The following is a 19,564-nucleotide window of genomic DNA, read 5'->3' as shown; positions in this document are numbered from 1 at the left end:
GCAACACCACCCAAACAAACAACCTGTTTCTGATCAGCTGGAATGTTCTATCGTGTGACGGCCTTGTAGATAGGACCAACCATGACCGCACCGTTGCACAAGCTGACCATCCTGGACTTCTCCCCTCTACTACCCGGTCCGTTTGCAACCCGGCTACTGGCGGACCTGGGTGCAACGGTGATTCGTATCGAATCCCCCAGCCGGCCAGACTTGGTAAGGCATTTACCCCCATTTGTAGAGGGTACATCGGCCGCGCATGCCTATCTAAATCGCAATAAGCGTAGCTTGGCGCTGGACTTGAAAGCCGAAGGCGCACGTGAAGCCGTGCTGGCTCTGGTGAAAACAGCTGACGTGCTGGTGGAACAATTCCGCCCCGGCGTCATGGAACGATTGGGCCTGGGCTATTCAGCACTGGCCGAACACAATCCACGTTTGATCTATTGCTCGATTACTGGCTACGGCCAAACCGGCCCGCTACGCGACCGGGCAGGCCATGACATCAACTACCTGGCTTTGACGGGATTGTCGGCAGGGTCAGGCCGCGATGATGGCGGCCCGCCACCGCTAGGGGCACAAATTGCCGATGTGGCGGGTGGCTCGCTCCACGCGGTGATTGGCATCCTCGCTGCATTAAGGCAACGCGATGCAGACGGCCTGGGCCAGCACATCGACATCGCCATGGCCGACTGCGCCTTACACCTCAATGCCCTCACCGCTAGCGCGGCACTGGCTGGACAGAATACCCTGCCGGAACAAGGCTTGCTCAATGGTGGCAGCCATTACGATTACTATCGCTGCCGCGATGGCAAATGGCTGGCAGTCGGCAGCCTGGAGCCCACCTTTTTGACTACCTTATGCAATACGGTAGGTCTGCCCGGTTTAGCCGCCGAATTAGGCCGAGCCCCACAGAAAGCCAAAGTGGCGTTGGCGGCAAGGCTGGCCGAAGAAACCCAAGCCTTTTGGCGTGCGCAGTTTGCCGAAGTCGATGCGTGCGTCGAACCGGTACTGACCTTGCCAGAGGCACTCGATAGTGAACTGGCAAGGCAACGCGGTTGGACAGTCGACGTGCCCCATGGCAAAGGCTGCTTACGCCAACCCGCCATGCCGATCCGATTTTCACGGGCAGAAGCAAACTACGGCCATGCAGGGGGAGAGGTGGGGCAAGATAGCGAAACCATCTTGCGTGAAGCGGGCTTGGATGAAACGACCATCAGTACGCTACGCACCAGCAAGGCGCTGGGTTAACGAGGCAGCAAAGCTGACCCTATCACCAGTGCAATCACTACCCCCACCGTCAGCAACCGGCGCAGATGCATAAGCCATCCTGGAAATACGCGAGGGTGGCTGAAATAAAGCGCATAGTCGGCAAGGCTTTGCGCCATGAAGCCGGCCATCAACAACGCCAGGCCACGGTTGGTGGGCAAAAGCAACGCCACCCAGCCTACCAACGCTGCCAACGTAGAAACCGTATATACCCGGTGGACTGGCGTGCCCGATGGCGCATGCACCGCCAACCCCCACCAGATAGCGCCGGTAAACGTAAGAATGATCGCACCGTAGATAACCAGGGCATTCAGCGGCACCATCCGGTGGTGCGCCAAATCCAAGGCGGCAATCGCCAAACAGGCATAGAACGGGACAAGCCCTGCCACTCCCAGCCAGCGCGCACTGGTGGGGATGGGGGTTCTGGTTTCGCTTGGTGTCGACATCGTCAGCTTCCGCCGGATTGGGCTATTGCGCCAAGAGTTTCTCGGCCACTTGCAGTCCGGAATCCCAAGCGCCTTCGACGCGTGATCCATTTATCCAGTCACCCGCCAAACCCAACGTGGCGCTGGCATCGACCAAACAACCCACATTCAAAGGGTTATCGGCCTGGGCGTACAGCCAACGGTGGGCGCTCAACTCCTCCACACCGGCCTGCACACCGACGAGGTTACGAAAAGCGGCCAACAGCGCATTGCTGACGCTGTCTTCCTTTTCGCTGACATGCACTTGCGACCATCCCGGACTGCCATGCAATACCCAGGCTTCACCGGCAGGCCGCCCCGGTTTACTGGAATTGCGGGCTACCCAGCTCAATGGCCCCTGGTTTACAAAACAACCCGCGAAGTCCAGATTTAACGGTTCGGCAAAACGCACCATGACAGCCCAGACGGGAGACATCGTCACCCCGGCCACGATGGCATGTAAAGCAGGTTCGGCTTCCAACAACTGTGCAGCCTGGGGGGCTGGCAAAGCAAGCACCAACTTACGACAGGCCGCGGTTTCTCCGCTCTCGAAATCCAGCCGCCAGCCCTCGCCATCACGCTCGAAGCCAATCAGCTTATGTTGGGAAAAGAAACTCAGGTCGCCCATCAGGTATCGACACAGGCCACTCATACCGGGCTCGGCCACATAACGGGTCTTCCCATCTGAATCAGCAAAGCTGGTCCCATCCCAAGCGACAATACGGCCCTTCCATTCCGTGACGACGCCCGCTGCCTGCCACTGAGCCACCGCGGCGTGAAATGCAGGTACATGGGCTGTAAAGTATTGCGCTCCATGGTCGAAACTGGCGTGCTCGCCACGGCGGGTTGCCATGCGGCCGCCAGCACCACGGGCCTTGTCAAAAATGGCCACTTTCAACCCGGCTTGAGCCAGGGTATTTGCGCAGCTAAGGCCGGCAACACCAGCGCCAATTACCGCTACGTCCAGCACATGCAAGGGCGTCATCATTCGCTCACTTAGTGGGTTTGAGCATGGGTTTAAGCTTGCTCATCAATTCCGGGGCATCCGGCTCGGTGGGCGTGGAAAAGGCATAAACGGTCTTGCCATCTGGGGCAATCAAATACTTCTGAAAGTTCCACTTGGGCGCTTCGCCGGTTGCCAATGCCAGCGCCTTGAAAAAAGGGTTGGCGCTCTCGCCTTTTACACTGCTGGCTTCGGCCATAGGGAATTCAATAAAGTAGGTCAGCTTACAGAAGTCGCCAATCTCCTTGTTACTGGCAAGTTCCTGCTTGAAGTCATTACTTGGAAACCCGACCACCATCAAGCCCTGCGCCTTGTATTGCTTATACATGGCTTCCAGGGTTTCGAACTGACGGGTGTAACCACACTTACTTGCCGTATTTACTACCAGAATCGGCTTGCCGGCCATGCCACACAGGTTAAGCGGCTGGCCTTGCAGGGTCTTGAATTCATGTTTGAGCAGCGCCGTACAATCGGCAGCGGAAGCAACCCCAGCTGTCATCAGCAGCACCGCGCAGAAACTGGAACGTACCATGCAATACCCCCGGTCAACTATATCGAAACTTGGACACGCCCCAATTGCGTAAAGCTATGCCCTCCCAGCAAGAGACCATCATTCGACAGAAAGGTGCGCTGCCAGTGCGACCACCTTTGGGGCAATCTCTTCAGCCCAGCGTATCGGCGTCAGTCGATAGGCCGGGCCACTACAATTAATTGCCATCAATGGCGAACTGCCCATTATAGGTACTGCCACTGCATGAATATCGGGCTCGAATTCACCATAGGATGCACAAAAGCCCTTTGCCTGAAAAGCCGCACGCTCGGCATACAAGCGTGCTGCCAATATCGGCCAACGCGGTCCGTACTCTTCGGCCAGTGGGCTTTCCAACCCGCTTTGCTCACTGACAGGCAAAACGCTATAGAGTGCCCGCCCTATCGCCGTTGTAGCCAAAGGCACGCTGGAACCCACCTCCAAACGGATACCAACCCGCGTCGGTGCACGGCAGGTTTCCACATAGACCACCCGCGTGCCTTGCCGCACTCCCAGCGTTACCGACAAGCCAGTTTCCTGCGACAGCCTGCGCATCGGTTCCCTCGCCCGCTCACGCAAGTCCAACCCTGCCAGCGCGGCAAAACCCAAGGTAAGCACGGCCGGGGCCGGATGATATTTACCGGCCTCATCCTGGCTAAGGTAGCCCAGCTGGCATAGGGTATAAGTCAACCGCGATACAGTCGACTTGGGCAAGTGGCAACGTTGGGCAAGCTCGGTATTGCCTAGCGTCCTATCGCCAGCCTTGAAGGCGGCCAACACGTCCAAGCCACGCGCCAACGCCGTGACAAACAAACGGTCGGTATCTGACATTTCGCTCATTCGGCGCGACCTTTGGGTTCAATGATCACAATGGCAATCCCCGCAACCAGCAGCCCGGCCCCCATCCAAAAGGCTTGGCCCGGCACTTCGCTAAACCAAAGCCACCCTATCAAGGGGCTGAACAGCAGCAATGAAAAACTGCCGGCTTCCACCGCACTGGCGTCACCTACCCGGTAGGCCTGGATATAGGCGAAATAAACACCCATGGTTGCCAAGCCCAGCAATGGCAACAGATGCCAGACCGCCTGTGGGGGCATCGGCAGATTAAAACCGCATAGCAACCCAAACACGAACCAATTGGTAACGTAACTCCACCAAACAATCGTAACAGGCGCTTCCGCACTGCCCATTTTCTTCAAAACCACCCCCAGCCCAGCTTCGGACAATGCACATAGCAAAGCCACCAGTGCAGCCGGCTGGAATGCGGCCGCCCCAGGCTGAAGTATCGCCAATACCCCGCAGAAGCCGATGCCCACACCCGCCCAGCGCAACCAATGTGCTTTTTCACCGAGGCAAAATACCCCCAATGGCAGCATGAACAACGCGGCCGTCATCAGGTAGGCATTGGTTTCAGCCAAGGGCAGCCGTGTCACAGCATAGGCCGCACAGTAGGACGAGGTCGCAAGAAACACGCTGCGCACAATATGGAAACGCGGATAACGGCTGACCAGACAGCGCCCACGCGTCCAAAGCGCCACGGGTAGCAGCATCAGCAAAACAATATTGGCACGCAGGAAAACCAGTTGCTCAGCTGTGTAGTTGTACTGGCCGAATTGCTTGGTAATGGCATTCATCAACGCCCAACTGGCCATCGCCAGAATCACAAAACCCACGCCACGGGTATTACCGGATAAAGCAGCCCAACGAGCAGGTAGGGAGGCAAACATAAGGGAAACTCTGGCATTACATCGGAGGGCGACTTTACACCAGCAAGCCGACTCGGTAATCTGTTTCGCATTGCAGAATTATGTTCCGCAAAGCGGAACAAAACAAATTGGACGCTTCGACCAACATCAAGCGCCCCAGCACAATAATGGAGAAACGCTATGGCCAAGCCGCACTTCCAATGGGACGACGCGCTGCTCTTAGATGAACAACTCAACGACGATGAGCGCATGATTCGCGATGCAGCGCGCGATTATTGTCAGGGCCGTCTCATGCCACGGGTGCTCGAAGCCAACCGTCACGAGCGTTTCGACCGTGAAATCATGAGCGAGCTGGGTGAGCTGGGCCTTTTAGGTTCCACCATCGAAGGCTATGGCTGTGCCGGTGCGAGCTATGTGTCTTACGGTTTGGTAGCACGCGAAGTGGAACGGGTTGACAGCGGTTATCGGTCAGCCATGAGCGTGCAATCCAGCTTGGTCATGTATCCGATCTACGCCTATGGCAGCGAAGCACAAAAACAGAAATACCTGCCCAAGCTCGCTACCGGTGAATGGGTGGGCTGCTTTGGCCTGACCGAACCGAACCATGGGTCCGACCCCGGCAGCATGATTACCCGTGCCCGCAGTGTGAATGGTGGCTACAGCCTGAGCGGCGCAAAGATGTGGATCACCAACTCACCCATCGCCGATGTATTCGTGGTCTGGGCCAAGACCGACGACGGCGAAATCCGCGGCTTCGTACTGGAAAAAGGCATGAAGGGCCTGAGCGCCCCCAAGATCGAGGGCAAGTTTTCATTACGCGCCTCGATTACCGGCGAAATCGTCATGGACGAGGTATTCGTGCCCGCCGAGAACATGTTCCCTGAAGTGAAGGGTTTGAAAGGACCATTCGGCTGCCTGAACAAAGCACGCTATGGCATTGCCTGGGGCGCGATGGGCGCGGCGGAGTTCTGCTGGCACGCCGCACGCCAATACACGCTGGACCGCCACCAGTTTGGCCGCCCGTTGGCAGCCAATCAGATCATTCAGTTGAAGCTGGCCAATATACAGACCGAAATCACCCTAGGCCTGCAAGCCGCTCTTCGCGTGGGCAGACTGATGGATGAAAGCCGCGCCGCACCCGAGATGATCAGCCTGATCAAGCGCAACAACTGCGGCAAAGCGCTCGATGTTGCCCGGATGAGCCGAGATATGCATGGCGGTAATGGCATTAGCGATGAATACCATGTCATCCGCCATGTCATGAACCTGGAAGCCGTGAACACCTACGAAGGTACCCACGATGTGCATGCGCTGATTCTGGGCCGTGCGCAAACTGGCATTGCGGCATTTGGCGCATAACGTCTTGTACTGTCCAGGTACACAGAAACTACTGGGAATAGCCGTATCCCTTTGGTGCTGTGTGTCTTTACCGGTTATGTGCTGAAAGGCGCTTAAATGTCCGCACTTTCCCACCTCCGCGTCCTCGACCTTTCCCGCGTGCTGGCAGGCCCTTGGGCCACGCAGCAGCTGGCCGACCTGGGTGCAGAAGTCATCAAGATTGAAAAGCCCGAGGGCGGTGACGATACCCGTGGCTGGGGCCCGCCTTTCCTGAAAGACCGTGACGGCCAGGCCACGCGCGAATCGGCTTATTTCATTTGCGCCAATCGCGGTAAAAAATCCGTCGCCATTGATATGGCTATGCCTGCTGGCCAAGCGCAGATTAGAGCCCTCGCCAAAACCTGCGATGTGGTGGTGGAAAACTTCAAGGTCGGCGGGCTGAAAAAATACGGCCTTGATTACGATACGCTGGCCGCCATCAAGCCCGATCTTATCTATTGCTCAATTACCGGTTTTGGCCAAGCCGGCCCGCGTGCGGACCAAGCGGGTTACGACTTCATGATCCAGGGCCTGGGCGGCTTGATGAGCATTACCGGCGCACCTGATGGTGAACCGCAAAAAGTAGGCGTCGCGGTAACAGATCTGTTCACCGGCATGTATGCCACCGTCGCCATCCTGGCAGCGCTGTCGCATCGCGACCGTACCGGCATTGGCCAACACATCGATCTTGCTTTGTTTGACTGCCAGCTGGCCATGCTGGCCAATGTGGCAAGCAACTATCTGGTCGGCGATGTGCAACCACCCCGTTATGGCAACGCCCACGCCAATATCGTGCCCTACCAAGCATTCGAGACCCGCGACGGCCATGTGATCGTCGCCGTCGGCAATGACACCCAGTTTGCCCGCTTCGCCGAACTGTGCGGCCACGCCGAATGGGCGCTTGACGAGCGCTTCACCACCAACAAGTCCCGCGTGGTAAACCGGGTAGCCTTGATACCATTGATTGCCGCTGTCTTGAAGACCCGACCACGCAGCGAATGGATTACCCATATGGAAGCAGCTGGCATCCCAGGCGGGCCGATCAACACCATCCCCGAAGCCCTCGCCGAATCCCAGGCTCAGGTCAGACAGATGGTGACGGATATTCCCCACCCTGCCGGTAGCGTACGCATGGTTGCCAACCCTATCCGGTTTTCACGCACGCCCATTCTGTACCATGCAGCGCCGCCTACCCTGGGCCAGCATACTAATGAGGTACTGACAAAATGAATCCGCCAATGGCGTACTTTATCCCGGCCAACCACAGCGTGGCGCAGACAGAGAGACAGCCATGAAACAGCACGACCCCATTACCACCTTTATCAACCAGCATGGCATTCGCGAAGTGGAATGCCTGGTTGCAGATATCAATGGTGTCCCCCGTGGCAAGACCATGCCAGCCAAGGCGTTTGCCAACGGACAGGAACTGCGTCTATGCAGAGCAGTAGCAATCCACACCGTCACTGGCGACTGGGCAGATTACCGCTTCTCCGGCGAGGGCGACCCGGATATGAAGCTACTGCCGCTCTACGACACGCTTAAGCCTGTACCATGGGCCGGTAAGCCACGTGCCTTAGCGTTGCATGACTGCGAAGACCTGGATGGCAAACCTACCCCGATCGCCAGCCGCAATGTGTTGAAACAGGTACTCGCTCGTTATGCCGAGCATGGCTGGCAACCCGTCGTAGCACCGGAGTTGGAGTTCTATGTCTTTGCGCCCAATGTCGACCCTAACGACCCCTTCGAAGCGCCGGACAAAGGCAATGGCCGCCGGGAAGATGGTCAGCAAGGCTTCAGCCTGGGTGGACTGAACGACCTCGGTCCATTCTGGGATGATGTCTACAGCGCACTGGAGACGCTGGGTATCGTGGGAGATACCTTCGTGCACGAACTTGGCCCAAGCCAGTATGAGATCAACCTCGTTCATGGCGATGCCTTGAAATTGGCCGACCAGACCTTTCTGTTCAAATATGCTTTGCGCGAAGTGGGTTATAAGCATGGCCTGCAAGTGGTCTTCATGGCCAAACCGCTGGCTGGGCAGCCTGGCAGTTCCATGCACATCCACCAAAGCGTGGTGGATGACAAAGGGCACAATATCTTCAGCAACGCCAATGGTGAACCCACCGAGCTATTCTCGTGTTTCATCGCCGGTCAGCAGGCATTGATTCCGGAACTCATGCCATTGCTCTGCCCGCATGTGAACAGCTACCGCCGCTTTGCCAAACATATGGCTGCACCCGTCAACCTGAGCTGGGGCCACGATAACCGCTCGGTGGGTATTCGTATTCCACGCTCAAATGCAGCAGGGCGGCGGGTGGAAAACCGGATTGCGGGCTGCGATGCCAACCCTTATCTCGCCCTGGCGGCAAGCTTGGCGGCAGGGCTATATGGCATGACTGACAAATTGCAGCCGTGCGCCGAAGCGATCGGTACCGTATTCAAGCAAGAAGACACCGGGCCAGAGCTACCACGCACCCTGGAAAGCGCACTGCTCGCTATGCAAAGCAGCCAACGGGTGCGCGACCTGTTGGGGGATGAGTTCATCGATGCCTTCGTAGCGGTCAAGGAAGTAGAGCTAGATAGCTACCTCAACGAAGTCAGCCCGTGGGAGCGGCGCTTTCTGGCTCCCCTCGCCTGATTCAACCCCACTCAGAAACGGCGTTCATTTGAACGCCGTTTTCAATTGAGCCGCATCACATACAGCTTATCGGGCCGCAGTAATCGGCAGCATTTTGGTACTATGCCCGGCGCACCAAGCACTTCGGATTCTGTTGCAACTCTCCTGTCTCCTCACTCAGCCACCGGTTGGCCAGGCCAACATACAGCCCTCATCAAACACGCATGCTGTTCAATTCCTACGTCTTTATTTTTGTTTTCCTACCCATCGTGTTGAGTGGTTTCTATCTTATCGGGCAACGTAGTCATCAATTCGCATCGCTGTGGCTGGCCGCCGCGTCTCTGTTCTTTTACGGCTGGTGGGATACACGCTTTGTGGGTTTGCTGCTGGCATCCATCGCATTCAACTACTGCGCGGGCTATGTTGTTGCCCGGTGGGCCGAACACAACAGACGCCAGCAAAAATGGCTTCTGGGTGGGGCGATTACAGCCAACCTTGCGCTGCTAGGCTACTTCAAATATGCCAATTTTTTTGCTGATAGCCTACAGACCCTAACGGGTACAACGCTCTCGATTGGTGAAATCGTGCTGCCATTAGGCATTTCCTTCTATACCTTTACCCAAATTGCCTTTCTCGTCGATACCTACCAGGGCAAGGTAAAGGAATACCGATTCATCCATTACACGCTGTTTATCACTTACTTCCCGCACCTGATCGCCGGACCAGTGTTGCATCACAAAGAAATGATGCCTCAGTTCGCAAGGCCAGCCACCTGCCGGCTTGACTGGGACAATATCGCCACTGGTCTCACGATTTTTCTGCTGGGCCTGGGTAAAAAAGTACTAATTGCCGACACGCTGGCCGAATATGCCACGCCCGTGTTCCAGGTCGTGGCGCAGGGCGGCCAGCCCATGCTCCTGGAAGCCTGGATTGGCGTACTGGCCTACACCATGCAGCTTTATTTCGATTTTTCGGCCTATTCCGACATGGCCATCGGCATCTCACTGCTCTTCAATGTGCAGCTGCCTATCAACTTCAACTCCCCTTATAAATCCACCAGCATCATCGAATTCTGGCGGCGCTGGCATATGACGCTGTCGCGATTCCTGCGTGACTATCTTTACATCCCGCTGGGGGGTAACCAGCACGGCGCAACCAGCCGCTACCTGAACCTGATGATCACCATGCTGCTTGGCGGCCTATGGCATGGGGCAGGTTGGACCTTTGTCATTTGGGGTGGACTGCACGGCTGCTACCTATTGATCAACCATGCTTGGCGATCTCTACGGACAAAACTCGGCTGGTCCACACCTGGCCGTATGACGACAGCAGCCGGCGGCATGCTCACATTTCTGGCCGTGGTGGTAGGTTGGGTGTTTTTCCGCGCAGACAGCGCGAGCAGTGCAATGAACCTGCTGCAGGCAATGGTTGGTATACATGGTATATCGTTGGAGCCCAAATTGGCGGCCAGCGCTGTGGGTAACAGCCTTGCAGCACTCGGCGCGCAGTTTCAAGGTGTCATGCCCCTTACCGAGCTTAAGTCCGGCAAAGCCTTCAATGCCATCCTGATAGCGATGTTGATTGCCTTTTGCCTACCCAACGTACAGGAAATCGTTCAAACCCCGACCACAGAACGCAAAGGCTTGCTGCGATACATGGCTTGGCGGCCCAGTTGGGCACATGCCCTGCTATTGCTGACACTCGCCTATTTTGTACTAACCAATCTCCATCGTCAGTCCGAGTTTCTGTACTTCCAGTTTTAGCACCAGCGCATAGCAGACCCTATCCCTTGTCTTTATCCGACTCACGAATCATGAATCCGCTGCTAGCACCGATCACCCCAAAAAAATTCAGCCTGGCTTTGGTCCTGCCTATGTTGGTGCTTGCCTTGGTCGGTACCCTGGCCGGTAGCGCATTCAAACCGCTGAAAGGCGATTTGACGCGGCTGGGCCAATTGCCGGAATCTGACTTTGGGCCTCAGCAAGCACAAGCAGCAGTACCAGCCAAATGGCAAATCAACACGCCTATTGCACAGGCCGACATGTTGGTCATCGGTGATTCGTTTTCCATGAATCACGTCTGGCAAAGCCGGCTACAGGCACAGGGGATAAAGACAACAACCGTGCATTGGGATACCCAACGCCACTGCAGCCGCCGTGATGCCAGTTACGGTGACTTTCTCGTTCGAATGATCCGTGAATCCGGTTTCAAGGGGCGCTATATCGTACTGGAAAGCGTAGAGCGGGAATTTGAACAACGCATGCAGATTCGCTGCGACCAAGCCATTGCCAGCCCAGCAGCCTTACGTATTGCAAAGCCCACGCTTAACTCTCATCCAACTGAAACACTGGGCTGGGGCTGGGTATACAAGGCGCTGTGGCACAAGCTGGTTTTAAGCTACGCACAGGGGCAGGAAAAAACATTTGGGGATACAAAGGTCATTGCACTTGATGGGTGCGGGCTGTTTTCCCACCAGCGTTGCGACTATGGCTTGTTCTATAAGAACGATTTCCACAAACCCAGCTTCGATAGCACACAGCAAGTTGCCGCGATAGACACCCGCCTTCGCCAGCTGAATATACAGCCGCTATGGCTGATCGTACCCGATAAATCAACAGTCTACCTAGGCTATGGAACAGGCAACGAGCACCCATTTGTCAATATCTGGCAAACACTGGCGCAGCAAACCATCATACGGATACTCGACTTAGGCACACTCTTCAAACAGCAGCAGCGCAAGCAGCGCGACCTTTACCTGCCGAATGACACCCACCTGAGTGATGCGGGCTTTCTGTATATGGGAGACTTGGTGCTGCAAACATTGCCATTGCTGGCTTTCTAAGCGCCTGCCTAAAATCTGCTGTGCATTGGCAATAGGCGCTAAAAGCATTCTCGGAATGCGCATTTACCCTGTGTAAACGCCGCTTCCTCGGCGGTTCCGCCTTATCTTGCCTTAGCTCGCGAGGCTTTAGACAGGTTCTAACAGCACATCCACCCTGAACAATACTGCTTGATAATCTGCTCACAGCCATTCGATACATTTGTTTGCCGGATTGTCTGTTACAGCGCGCTGCACACAGACGCCAGCTAAAACCTGGCAAAACGCTTCAAGACGGCTCTGAAATTGCTCTATGACATCTGCCAGCCCATCTTCTTGCTTAAGACAGGATGGGCAGACCAATGCCTTGAGCTCATATCCTTCCTGACCCTTACCGAGTACCAGCTGGCCGGTCTCCACACTCTCCATGGCAACTACCAGGAGCGAGAGCACGGTCGCCGCGCGCTGCATCACGCGCTCTTCGCTCAAATCAGTCAAAGCACTCCATATCCATAGCCTGTCGTTCTCGATAGATATCTGAATATTCGGCAAGCCATCCACTTCGATAGTGACACTGGCATGCTGCTCAAAGTCGTTTAACTTGCTCGCGGGACAACCGAGGCTAACCAATGCCTCTCTCACAACATCCGCCAGACCTTTTGCAGAGGTCTGGGAGAACGACAGTGGGTCATAAAATTTATTACTCATTTATCAACATTGCCTGAGATTTTCATGAGGCTGAGACTGCTCGTAACCAGTCGTGAGCAAGTTCAGAAAAAATTGTGTATCAACCTGCACAGCAGCTTGCGTTTCCTACCCCTACGATAGCGCTGTTCTGCTCGCCAAATCTCTTCCCATCCTTAAGTCACCCTACCGCGTGAAAACCTTCATCACGGTTTTCTCTGCCCCCTTTCGCACTATCACACGTCGGCAGTCTACGGTTTTTTGGCTTACCACTCTACGTAAGAAAATGCTTATTTACGAAAGAAGATGCGGATTTATGAAAGAAGCATTTATGCATTCGTCCTAGTCTTCTCGCTCCTAGAGCCTTAGCTTTATTCAGCGGTGTCTAGTTGGTTTTGCCTGCGTTTACTCAGCCTTGCCGCGAGGCAGCTGCGCTGTCCCCACTCTCTTACCATTACTCCACCGATACGCCACTGCTGTGGACGCTATGACTGGATTTTGAAAGAAAAGCATCATGCCTCAGGTCAATATCACCCAACTCTCCCCTGTCCAGAATCATAACGACGCAACTTCGTCTGTTGAGACACCAGAACGTAATGACTCAAGAATCACCGCGGTGAAAACCTCCAAGCCTCAACACAGTGGGTCAGCATTCACCAGCAACCTAAGCAATTTTCTGGGAAGAAATGGGAAAACAGAGGCAAGTAAAACCGCAAGTACCGATAATTTTCTGAATTTGTCCCAGTCCGATAATGCTGTGCGTAGTTCTGCGCCGTTGGCTGAGGTATTTCAAAGGTATGCCGATCACAAAGCTGAACGTTTGGCCAGCGATATTAGTAAATCCCCGGTTATTGCCAAATACTTGGTAATAGACGGTAAGAATGTAGCCTTCCATCAACCTGCGCTGAATAAAGCCGAGTTTACTGAGTTGGTCGATGCATTAAAGCAAAATGGACACCATCGCGACCTGTTTTCCAAAGATAAGGATAGCCTGCTTGATCAATTGAAAGCAGCGTGGAAGCAATCGGCACCGTTGGCTCAGGTTGAGGGTTACACGCCGCCCAGCACGCCAGATGTGTCACGGACCACAACACCAACGACCGCCAACCCCTTTGGTGATGAAAACTCGAATCAGCCTGAACTCAATTCGCCTTTGCAAGCCAACCGAGGCTACCCCACGGCGCTCGATCCATTCGCAGATGACGAGCAAATACCGGCATCATCAGCGAAAGTACGTCAGTCCCTAGCAATACAAAGTAAAGAAACTGAATCCTCACAGGATACAGAAAATGCAGGAGCGCCAAAAAAATCCAAAGCGGCTTCCGTATTAAGTGCTATCAAAGGCACGCTGCCCTCCCCACATAACAAGCACGAGCAGATAGCCACTGCTGATCGTCATACCGGTGCTGGGGTAGCCAATATCGATACCGCCACGCCGGAAACACCGCTGGAGCATGGTATTGATGATGTCCTTATCGGACTACTGAACAAGTACATCAATGAAAAAGACGGGCATGTGGACAAGCTGCGGCGCGACATCCGTGAAAGTGCAACGATTCGGCAGTACGTTGAATTGAGCCCAGAGGGTGCTGCAAAATGGAGAAGCGTTCCAAAAACAAACGGCGAGCTGCAACGGCTGTTTGACGAGTTCAAGACGCAGCACAAAGGTAACGGTAGCCTCTACACCACGATGTCCAACTTTTCGTTCAGTAATCTGGATATCAAGCTGATTACCCCGGAAGCGCTGGAAAAGATAATCCACGATGCATCAAAGCCTGCCTTGCATCGCCCAGGTAAAGCCGACGATGTCGCGATGAAAACGCTATCGATGAAGTCGGTCATTACTCACTTCAGCTCTCCTTCAAGACATGAAGTGCAGATGAAAGACTTTGGCGCAGTCGAATCGGTGATCGCCCACTACGGCCGGGTAGAAAAAGATCAGGACAACGCACGGGAAGCCGTCGAGCAACTGGAACAAGACCACGCAGTGAGCTTGAACGACCGTAGCCTCACCCATTTCTTCCAGCGCATTGCCCACAGGGTCAAGACCAGTGATCGTGTCGAAAAATTTGGTAAGGATGTCGCAGAGGCTTCAGCTGAGTTCCATCAGGAGATGGAGCATGATCTGGAGCAGGTTGGCCAGCGTCATCATCCCGACGATGTAGCAACACGCACAAAGGATAAGATCAGTATTGCGTTAAATAAGGCTCACAAAGCCTATGCCGCAAAAACTCCCGGCACCAATATCTTCCCTGAACGCTTGGAAAATGAATCAGCCGTAGCGAAACAAGTCGACGGCACGGCACGTAAGAATTACTTGGGGGCCTTGCAGAACATTACGGACACCTACGAGCGTGGCTTTGTCCAAACCCTAAGCAGGGCAGTTGAGTCATTCAGTTTCGAGAAATTCTTCAGAGGCAAAAGCGCAGAAAATATCCCGGGCAATGTAGGCAAAATCCACGAAAGCCTGATAAAGCTTTACGATACAGCCGAGCAGCAGCATCAAGCCAATCTTGAGGTAGTGCTAAAACAAAATCTGCTTGAGGAAGAAAAAACTGCTCTCACGGCACGGCTAGATGAACAGTTTGGCAAATTGAAAGACACCTTGGCCACCCAGATAAGGGAGAAGTTCGTCGACAACTACCAAACCATGCTGAATGCACATGCAAAGCCTATCGACAAGGTTTCCCCAGTCATAGCCGGCGATACCAGCCAAACGCTGAAAACGACGGAAAAGCTTGCTGGCATTTCTCGTCAGCTTGTAGCCGATGTCACTGCGATCAATCGCCAGCAACGCCCTGAATGGCTTGGGCTACATGGTAGCGACCTCGGCCGGATAATTAAGAGTGCTGCTACGCCTCAGTTCAAGGAAATAGAAAAGCAGCTTCCGGAAACAACCGGCGTTGGCAAAACAATACTCTCAGGATTGGAACGGGCGTTCTTCAAGCTCACTCCAACGCGTATTGCTACATCGTTGGGCATCGGCTTGGCCATTGGTGGGTCGATAACCGCGGTTGCTGCAGTCGGTGTACCGGTGGGCCTGATCGTGAGTGGAATAGTTACTGGCGGCGTATTCCCTGCCATTATTGGCGGCCTAGCGGTAGCTGGACTCGTCTGGTGGGTCGCTAAGAATATCAATATCTGCTTCAAAGAACGTGCACAGGTTGTAATGCTGAAAAATCAAATTAAGGAGAATCAGCAAACGATTGAGGCTGAATACCAGCAATAGGGAGTCGCAATACTCACGGCTAAAGGTTGCCTGCCATAGCTTCTTTCGCATGCACATCAATGAGATATCACTAAATTCATTGATGTGAAGAAAAATTCCTTACAACCTATATCTAAAAAAACCTCCTCGGCCATGTGTCCAGGAGGTTTTTTGCGTCTGATCAATACATCTAACATTCATACCCATCAATGAGAATATGGTGGATAGCTAGCAATTAGAAATGGTAGTCACCCGCTACAAAAAAGGTAGATATCTTGAGGCCATCAATTTTGCCAAACTGATTATACTCAACACGCAAACCAAACTCTTTGCTCACCGCACTCCGAGCACCCAAACCAAACATTGCCTTGGTTTTATTCAGTGTTTCGTCGGGAATTTGTAGACCAATAGCGGTAGCTGCAGACTTTACTTTCAATCTAGCCGCTCCTAGACGGCCATAAAGGCTAGTCTCATTGCTTACTGGCACAATACCAAGTAATGATGCATATACAGCATGTGACTTTACAGAAGCGTTAACACTGACTGGAACATTATTTATCACTTCCGTAAGGTCATCTTTTACTTTACCCAAGTCACGGTAGCCTACCTCTACCGCAACATTTGGATGAAATTGGTAGCCGCCGAAGACACCAACATTTGTTGCATGGCCTTTAAAACCAGAGCCATCCTCGGTATCTTTCAAATTGGTACGGCCTAGATCGGCACCCATATAAAAATCTTCAGCAAAAGCAGGGGCTACAAACCCACCAACGACCACTATCAAAGGCAATAGCTTCTTCATAATTTAATTCTCTACCTTTTTTGTCAGTTTAAGATCCCAGTATCAAAGTAACGGGAGTACATGTTACTGTCCCCCAATTGCAAAGTACGCCTAGAAGGCAGTTTAAGCTCTTCACCTTACCTAGACTTACAAATCCGCGCATCAAGGATATAGCAGATGAAACTAATTTCAACCCAGCCAACCATTTAAATAAAGATCTAAAACTTAATTTATGACTTTAATCCAACAATTAAACTACTGAGTTAGATCTTTCCAAGACTTTTTAATAAGAAGTGAATAATACCCATATATATTTACTCAACTCATCACTACCCATAAATTACAAGAAAAAGGCCGCCCATACTGAAAAAGTATGGGCGGCCTTTTAATCACTCTTACATTCACATTGACAGTGTTAGCTTAATTAACACTCTCCACGACTGTGAACAAAACTAGACAATAAAAATTAGAAGCTATAGTCACCACCAACAGTGAAAGTAGAAATCTTTAGATTTCCTCCAATCTTACTAAACTGAGTATATTCGGTACGCAGGCCAAACTCTTTACTTACAGCATAACGGGCACCTAGGCCAAACATACCCTTAACATCGCTTCGTGGAACAAAACTGTTTCCTGGCATGGCAACATTGGCAGCCAACTTCGTATTTAGTTTTGCTACGCCAACTCGACCATAAAGGCTAAGCTCATCGGTAACAGGCACAATACCTAACACTGAAGCATGCAGGGCACGGCTCTTTGCTGAAACGTTTACGCCATCAGAGGGACTGCTTTTTACCTTACCCAAATCACGGTAACCAGCTTCAACAGCAACATTTGGGTGAAATTGATAACCGGCGAAGACACCAACATCCGTTGCGTTGCCCTTAATTGCTTTTGTATCACCCTCACCCTTCATATTGGTACGACCAACTTCAGCACCAGCATAAAAGCCTTCGGCAAGAACAGGAGCAGCAAGTACACCAGCGATTACGAGTAAGGAGAGTTGCTTTTTCATTATCTATTCCTTATACATGGGTTTTAAAATCACTACACGAATAATCATTAAAAGTGTGCCTACCTGCGCGTAGCGTAGAATATCAAGTATTGACTGCCTAGCTAATCCTTTCAAAAATTGAATAAGCGACAAATCACAAAGCTTAGTAAACACTCTCAATTTCGATAATTTTCATTCTGCCACAAATTAAGCTACTTATATTATCGATTTCTTAAATTAAGTGTTTAGATAAATTAAACAATTAGCCTCTGCATAGTCAGAACATACTTGCCGACCCATTCGACTTATTCAGAGCGTGTTTTAATTGATGCTATTCCAGTCTGTTGAGCATCAAATTGATCATGGCGATATGAATGAATGTTTCGCTGGATAGGGTGAGACATTCATTAGTTCTTGGAAAGTCGGCGATACCGATATAGCCAAGCGAAGGTGCGCTCGACCACCCACCTGCGAGGCAAAAGCACGAAGCCATTTGCATGGTCTGGACGCAGGACGACATCGAAAATGAAGCGAAAGCGCTGAGCGACCCATTCCAGCAATTCTCCTCGATAGCCACCATCGACCCAGACACGGCGTAGCTTTTTGCTACTCCCCGTCAATGTTTGCATCAGCCACTCGAAAGTAGCCATACGCGGTTTGCCAGGCGGGAAAGCCGCCAGGCACAACCGGCTCGTGTGAGATACAAGTGCGCATTCATCACCTGCCGCAGATTCACATGCCGCGGCTGGCCGCCTTTTTTCGCTTCTGGCAGCAAGGTCTCAATCAGTTTCCACTTCTTGTCGCTTAAATCGGTCCCGTACTGCCGCTTTCTCGCGCCGCTACTTTTATAGCCATGTCAAAATCCAATACATGGGGACGGTTTGAGGCTTTTAATACACGCTCTGAGTTACATCATTCCAAGCTTTTAAATAAAAATGAAAGTATTACTCATATATTTTTACCCAATTCACCACTATCTATTTTAAATACAAAAAAACCGTCTGTGCTTCAGCACAGACGGTTTTTTAACCATTCCCAAAATCATAGAGAAAGTGTAAACTTACTTAGCATTCTCCAAGATTGAGAACAAAAACAGACACCACAGTAAATATTAGAATCGGTAGTCGCCACCGAATGTTAGGGTCGATACTTTAACACCTTCGACTTTGCCAAACTGGGTATATTCGGTACGCAGACCAAACTCCTTGCTCACTGCATAACGAGCTCCAATACCAAACATAGGCTTGGTTTTGGTTTCTTTCCAATCTGCAGGTTTAGGTGTCATTTTGGCACTCAACCGAGCCACACCAACACGGCCATACAGGCTAAATTCATCACTCACCGGCACGATGCCTACCAATGAAGTATGTAAAGCACGGCCTTTCACAGAAGCCTTGGCGCCTGCAACATCACTGTCTTTGACTGTTCCCAGATCACGGTAACCCACTTCAACAGCAGCGTTCGGGTGAAACTGATATCCAGCAAATACGCCAACATTCGTTGCATGACCTTTTAAATCTTTGGTATTGCCACTGCCCTTTACGTTAGTACGACCGACTTCGGCACCCGCGTAAAAATCTTCGGCAAATACAGGAGCAGTAAGTACACCAGCGACAACGAGTAAGGAGAGTTGCTTTTTCATTACATATTCCATATACAATGGGTTTTAAAATCACTACACGAATAATCATTAAAAGTGTGCTACCTGCGTGTAGTGCAAGATATCGAGTATTTACTTCCTGGCAATTTTCAAGTCCTTTATTGCAAGAACTACAAACCGCAAAGCCGTAAAAATTCTCAATTTCGATGTTTGTCATTCTGACACAAATTAAGTTCCTTATATTATCGTTTTCTTAACTTAAGTGTTTAGAAAAATTAAACAATTAGCCTCTGCATAGTCAGAATATACTTGCCGACCCATTCGACTTATTACAGTCACCACCTGTTAAAACATAAGCTTACGAGAATAGGGCAACAAAAAGCCGCCCTAACGGGTAATGCCGTTCACTTTAGCCAGTGAACGGCATTTCTCTTGCCAGTCGTGAGTCCTGCTGTCATGTTGTCCACGAACGTTTCAAGTGGATATCTGGATGCTCGGCAAGGCTCACAAACACCCCGAT

The 19,564-nt window shown here is 52.3% G+C and carries 16 protein-coding genes and 1 pseudogene; 7 read left to right on the top strand and 10 right to left on the bottom strand.

Features of this window, described 5'->3' with window-relative positions:
* Positions 1-81: 81 nt before the first annotated feature.
* On the top strand, positions 82-1,245 hold the full coding sequence (locus tag CSQ89_RS06430; RefSeq protein WP_099405355.1) for a CaiB/BaiF CoA transferase family protein: 1,164 nt from the start codon (positions 82-84) through the stop codon (positions 1,243-1,245).
* On the opposite strand, the gene CSQ89_RS06425 is transcribed toward CSQ89_RS06430, so the two are convergent.
* From CSQ89_RS06425 to CSQ89_RS06405, 5 genes are all read right to left on the bottom strand, one after another.
* Entirely contained in the window at positions 1,242-1,709 is a 468-nt protein-coding gene (locus CSQ89_RS06425) for a DUF3429 domain-containing protein (RefSeq protein WP_158228918.1), read from the bottom strand. The genes CSQ89_RS06430 and CSQ89_RS06425 overlap by 4 nt on opposite strands.
* A 22-nt stretch (positions 1,710-1,731) precedes the next feature.
* Entirely contained in the window at positions 1,732-2,715 is a 984-nt protein-coding gene (locus tag CSQ89_RS06420) for an NAD(P)/FAD-dependent oxidoreductase (RefSeq protein ID WP_099405353.1), read from the bottom strand.
* A gap of 4 nt (positions 2,716-2,719) precedes the next feature.
* Positions 2,720-3,262, bottom strand: a complete 543-nt coding sequence (locus tag CSQ89_RS06415) for a glutathione peroxidase (protein WP_099405352.1) — start codon at positions 3,260-3,262, stop codon at positions 2,720-2,722.
* Positions 3,263-3,340: 78 nt separating this feature from the next.
* Positions 3,341-4,099 carry an IclR family transcriptional regulator gene (locus CSQ89_RS06410; protein WP_099405351.1) on the bottom strand — a complete coding sequence of 253 codons (759 nt, stop codon included), beginning with the start codon at positions 4,097-4,099 and terminating at the stop codon, positions 3,341-3,343.
* On the bottom strand, positions 4,096-4,986 hold the full coding sequence (locus tag CSQ89_RS06405; RefSeq protein WP_099405350.1) for a DMT family transporter: 891 nt from the start codon (positions 4,984-4,986) through the stop codon (positions 4,096-4,098). Before CSQ89_RS06405 ends, CSQ89_RS06410 begins: the two co-directional genes overlap by 4 nt.
* A 159-nt stretch (positions 4,987-5,145) precedes the next feature.
* Here CSQ89_RS06405 and CSQ89_RS06400 point away from each other — a divergent pair, with 159 nt between their 5' ends.
* The 5 genes from CSQ89_RS06400 to CSQ89_RS06380 all read left to right on the top strand — a co-directional run bounded on the left by CSQ89_RS06400 (position 5,146) and on the right by CSQ89_RS06380 (position 11,801).
* The gene (locus CSQ89_RS06400; RefSeq protein WP_099405349.1) at positions 5,146-6,324 is read left to right on the top strand and encodes an acyl-CoA dehydrogenase; all 1,179 of its coding nucleotides are present in this window, start codon (positions 5,146-5,148) and stop codon (positions 6,322-6,324) included.
* A gap of 96 nt (positions 6,325-6,420) precedes the next feature.
* A complete protein-coding gene (locus tag CSQ89_RS06395; RefSeq protein WP_099405348.1) occupies positions 6,421-7,572 on the top strand; it encodes a CaiB/BaiF CoA transferase family protein in 1,152 nt (383 codons plus the stop codon).
* A 61-nt stretch (positions 7,573-7,633) separates the two neighbouring features.
* Complete coding sequence (locus CSQ89_RS06390) at positions 7,634-8,980, top strand: glutamine synthetase family protein (RefSeq protein WP_199065275.1); 1,347 nt, start codon at positions 7,634-7,636, stop codon at positions 8,978-8,980.
* A 203-nt stretch (positions 8,981-9,183) separates the two neighbouring features.
* A complete protein-coding gene (locus tag CSQ89_RS06385) occupies positions 9,184-10,722 on the top strand; it encodes an MBOAT family O-acyltransferase (protein ID WP_099405347.1) in 1,539 nt (512 codons plus the stop codon).
* 50 nt (positions 10,723-10,772) lie between these two features.
* Entirely contained in the window at positions 10,773-11,801 is a 1,029-nt protein-coding gene (locus CSQ89_RS06380; RefSeq protein WP_099405346.1) for an alginate O-acetyltransferase AlgX-related protein, read from the top strand.
* 180 nt (positions 11,802-11,981) lie between these two features.
* Here the strand turns inward: CSQ89_RS06380 and CSQ89_RS06375 are convergent, their stop codons facing one another.
* Positions 11,982-12,485 (bottom strand): hypothetical protein, encoded by a 504-nt coding sequence (locus tag CSQ89_RS06375; RefSeq protein WP_099405345.1) that lies wholly within the window; start codon positions 12,483-12,485, stop codon positions 11,982-11,984.
* 490 nt (positions 12,486-12,975) lie between these two features.
* Between CSQ89_RS06375 and CSQ89_RS06370 the strand changes: the two genes are divergently transcribed.
* Positions 12,976-15,690 carry a hypothetical protein gene (locus tag CSQ89_RS06370; protein WP_139022951.1) on the top strand — a complete coding sequence of 905 codons (2,715 nt, stop codon included), beginning with the start codon at positions 12,976-12,978 and terminating at the stop codon, positions 15,688-15,690.
* A 214-nt stretch (positions 15,691-15,904) separates the two neighbouring features.
* Here the strand turns inward: CSQ89_RS06370 and CSQ89_RS06365 are convergent, their stop codons facing one another.
* The 4 genes and pseudogenes from CSQ89_RS06365 to CSQ89_RS06350 all read right to left on the bottom strand — a co-directional run bounded on the left by CSQ89_RS06365 (position 15,905) and on the right by CSQ89_RS06350 (position 19,086).
* Positions 15,905-16,471 (bottom strand): outer membrane beta-barrel protein, encoded by a 567-nt coding sequence (locus tag CSQ89_RS06365; protein WP_099405343.1) that lies wholly within the window; start codon positions 16,469-16,471, stop codon positions 15,905-15,907.
* 445 nt (positions 16,472-16,916) lie between these two features.
* Positions 16,917-17,465 carry an outer membrane beta-barrel protein gene (locus tag CSQ89_RS06360; protein WP_099405342.1) on the bottom strand — a complete coding sequence of 183 codons (549 nt, stop codon included), beginning with the start codon at positions 17,463-17,465 and terminating at the stop codon, positions 16,917-16,919.
* Positions 17,466-17,775: 310 nt separating this feature from the next.
* Positions 17,776-18,270: pseudogene (locus CSQ89_RS23780) on the bottom strand (transposase); the annotation flags it as partial.
* Positions 18,271-18,555: 285 nt separating this feature from the next.
* A complete protein-coding gene (locus CSQ89_RS06350; protein ID WP_158228917.1) occupies positions 18,556-19,086 on the bottom strand; it encodes a porin family protein in 531 nt (176 codons plus the stop codon).
* Between the last annotated feature and the right edge of the window lie 478 nt (positions 19,087-19,564).

This window comes from Chitinimonas sp. BJB300 (assembly GCF_002735695.1).
Taxonomy (GTDB): domain Bacteria; phylum Pseudomonadota; class Gammaproteobacteria; order Burkholderiales; family Chitinimonadaceae; genus Chitinimonas.
The sequence above is the reverse complement of the archived record's forward strand: the minus strand, read 5'-3'. Positions and strand labels throughout refer to the sequence as shown.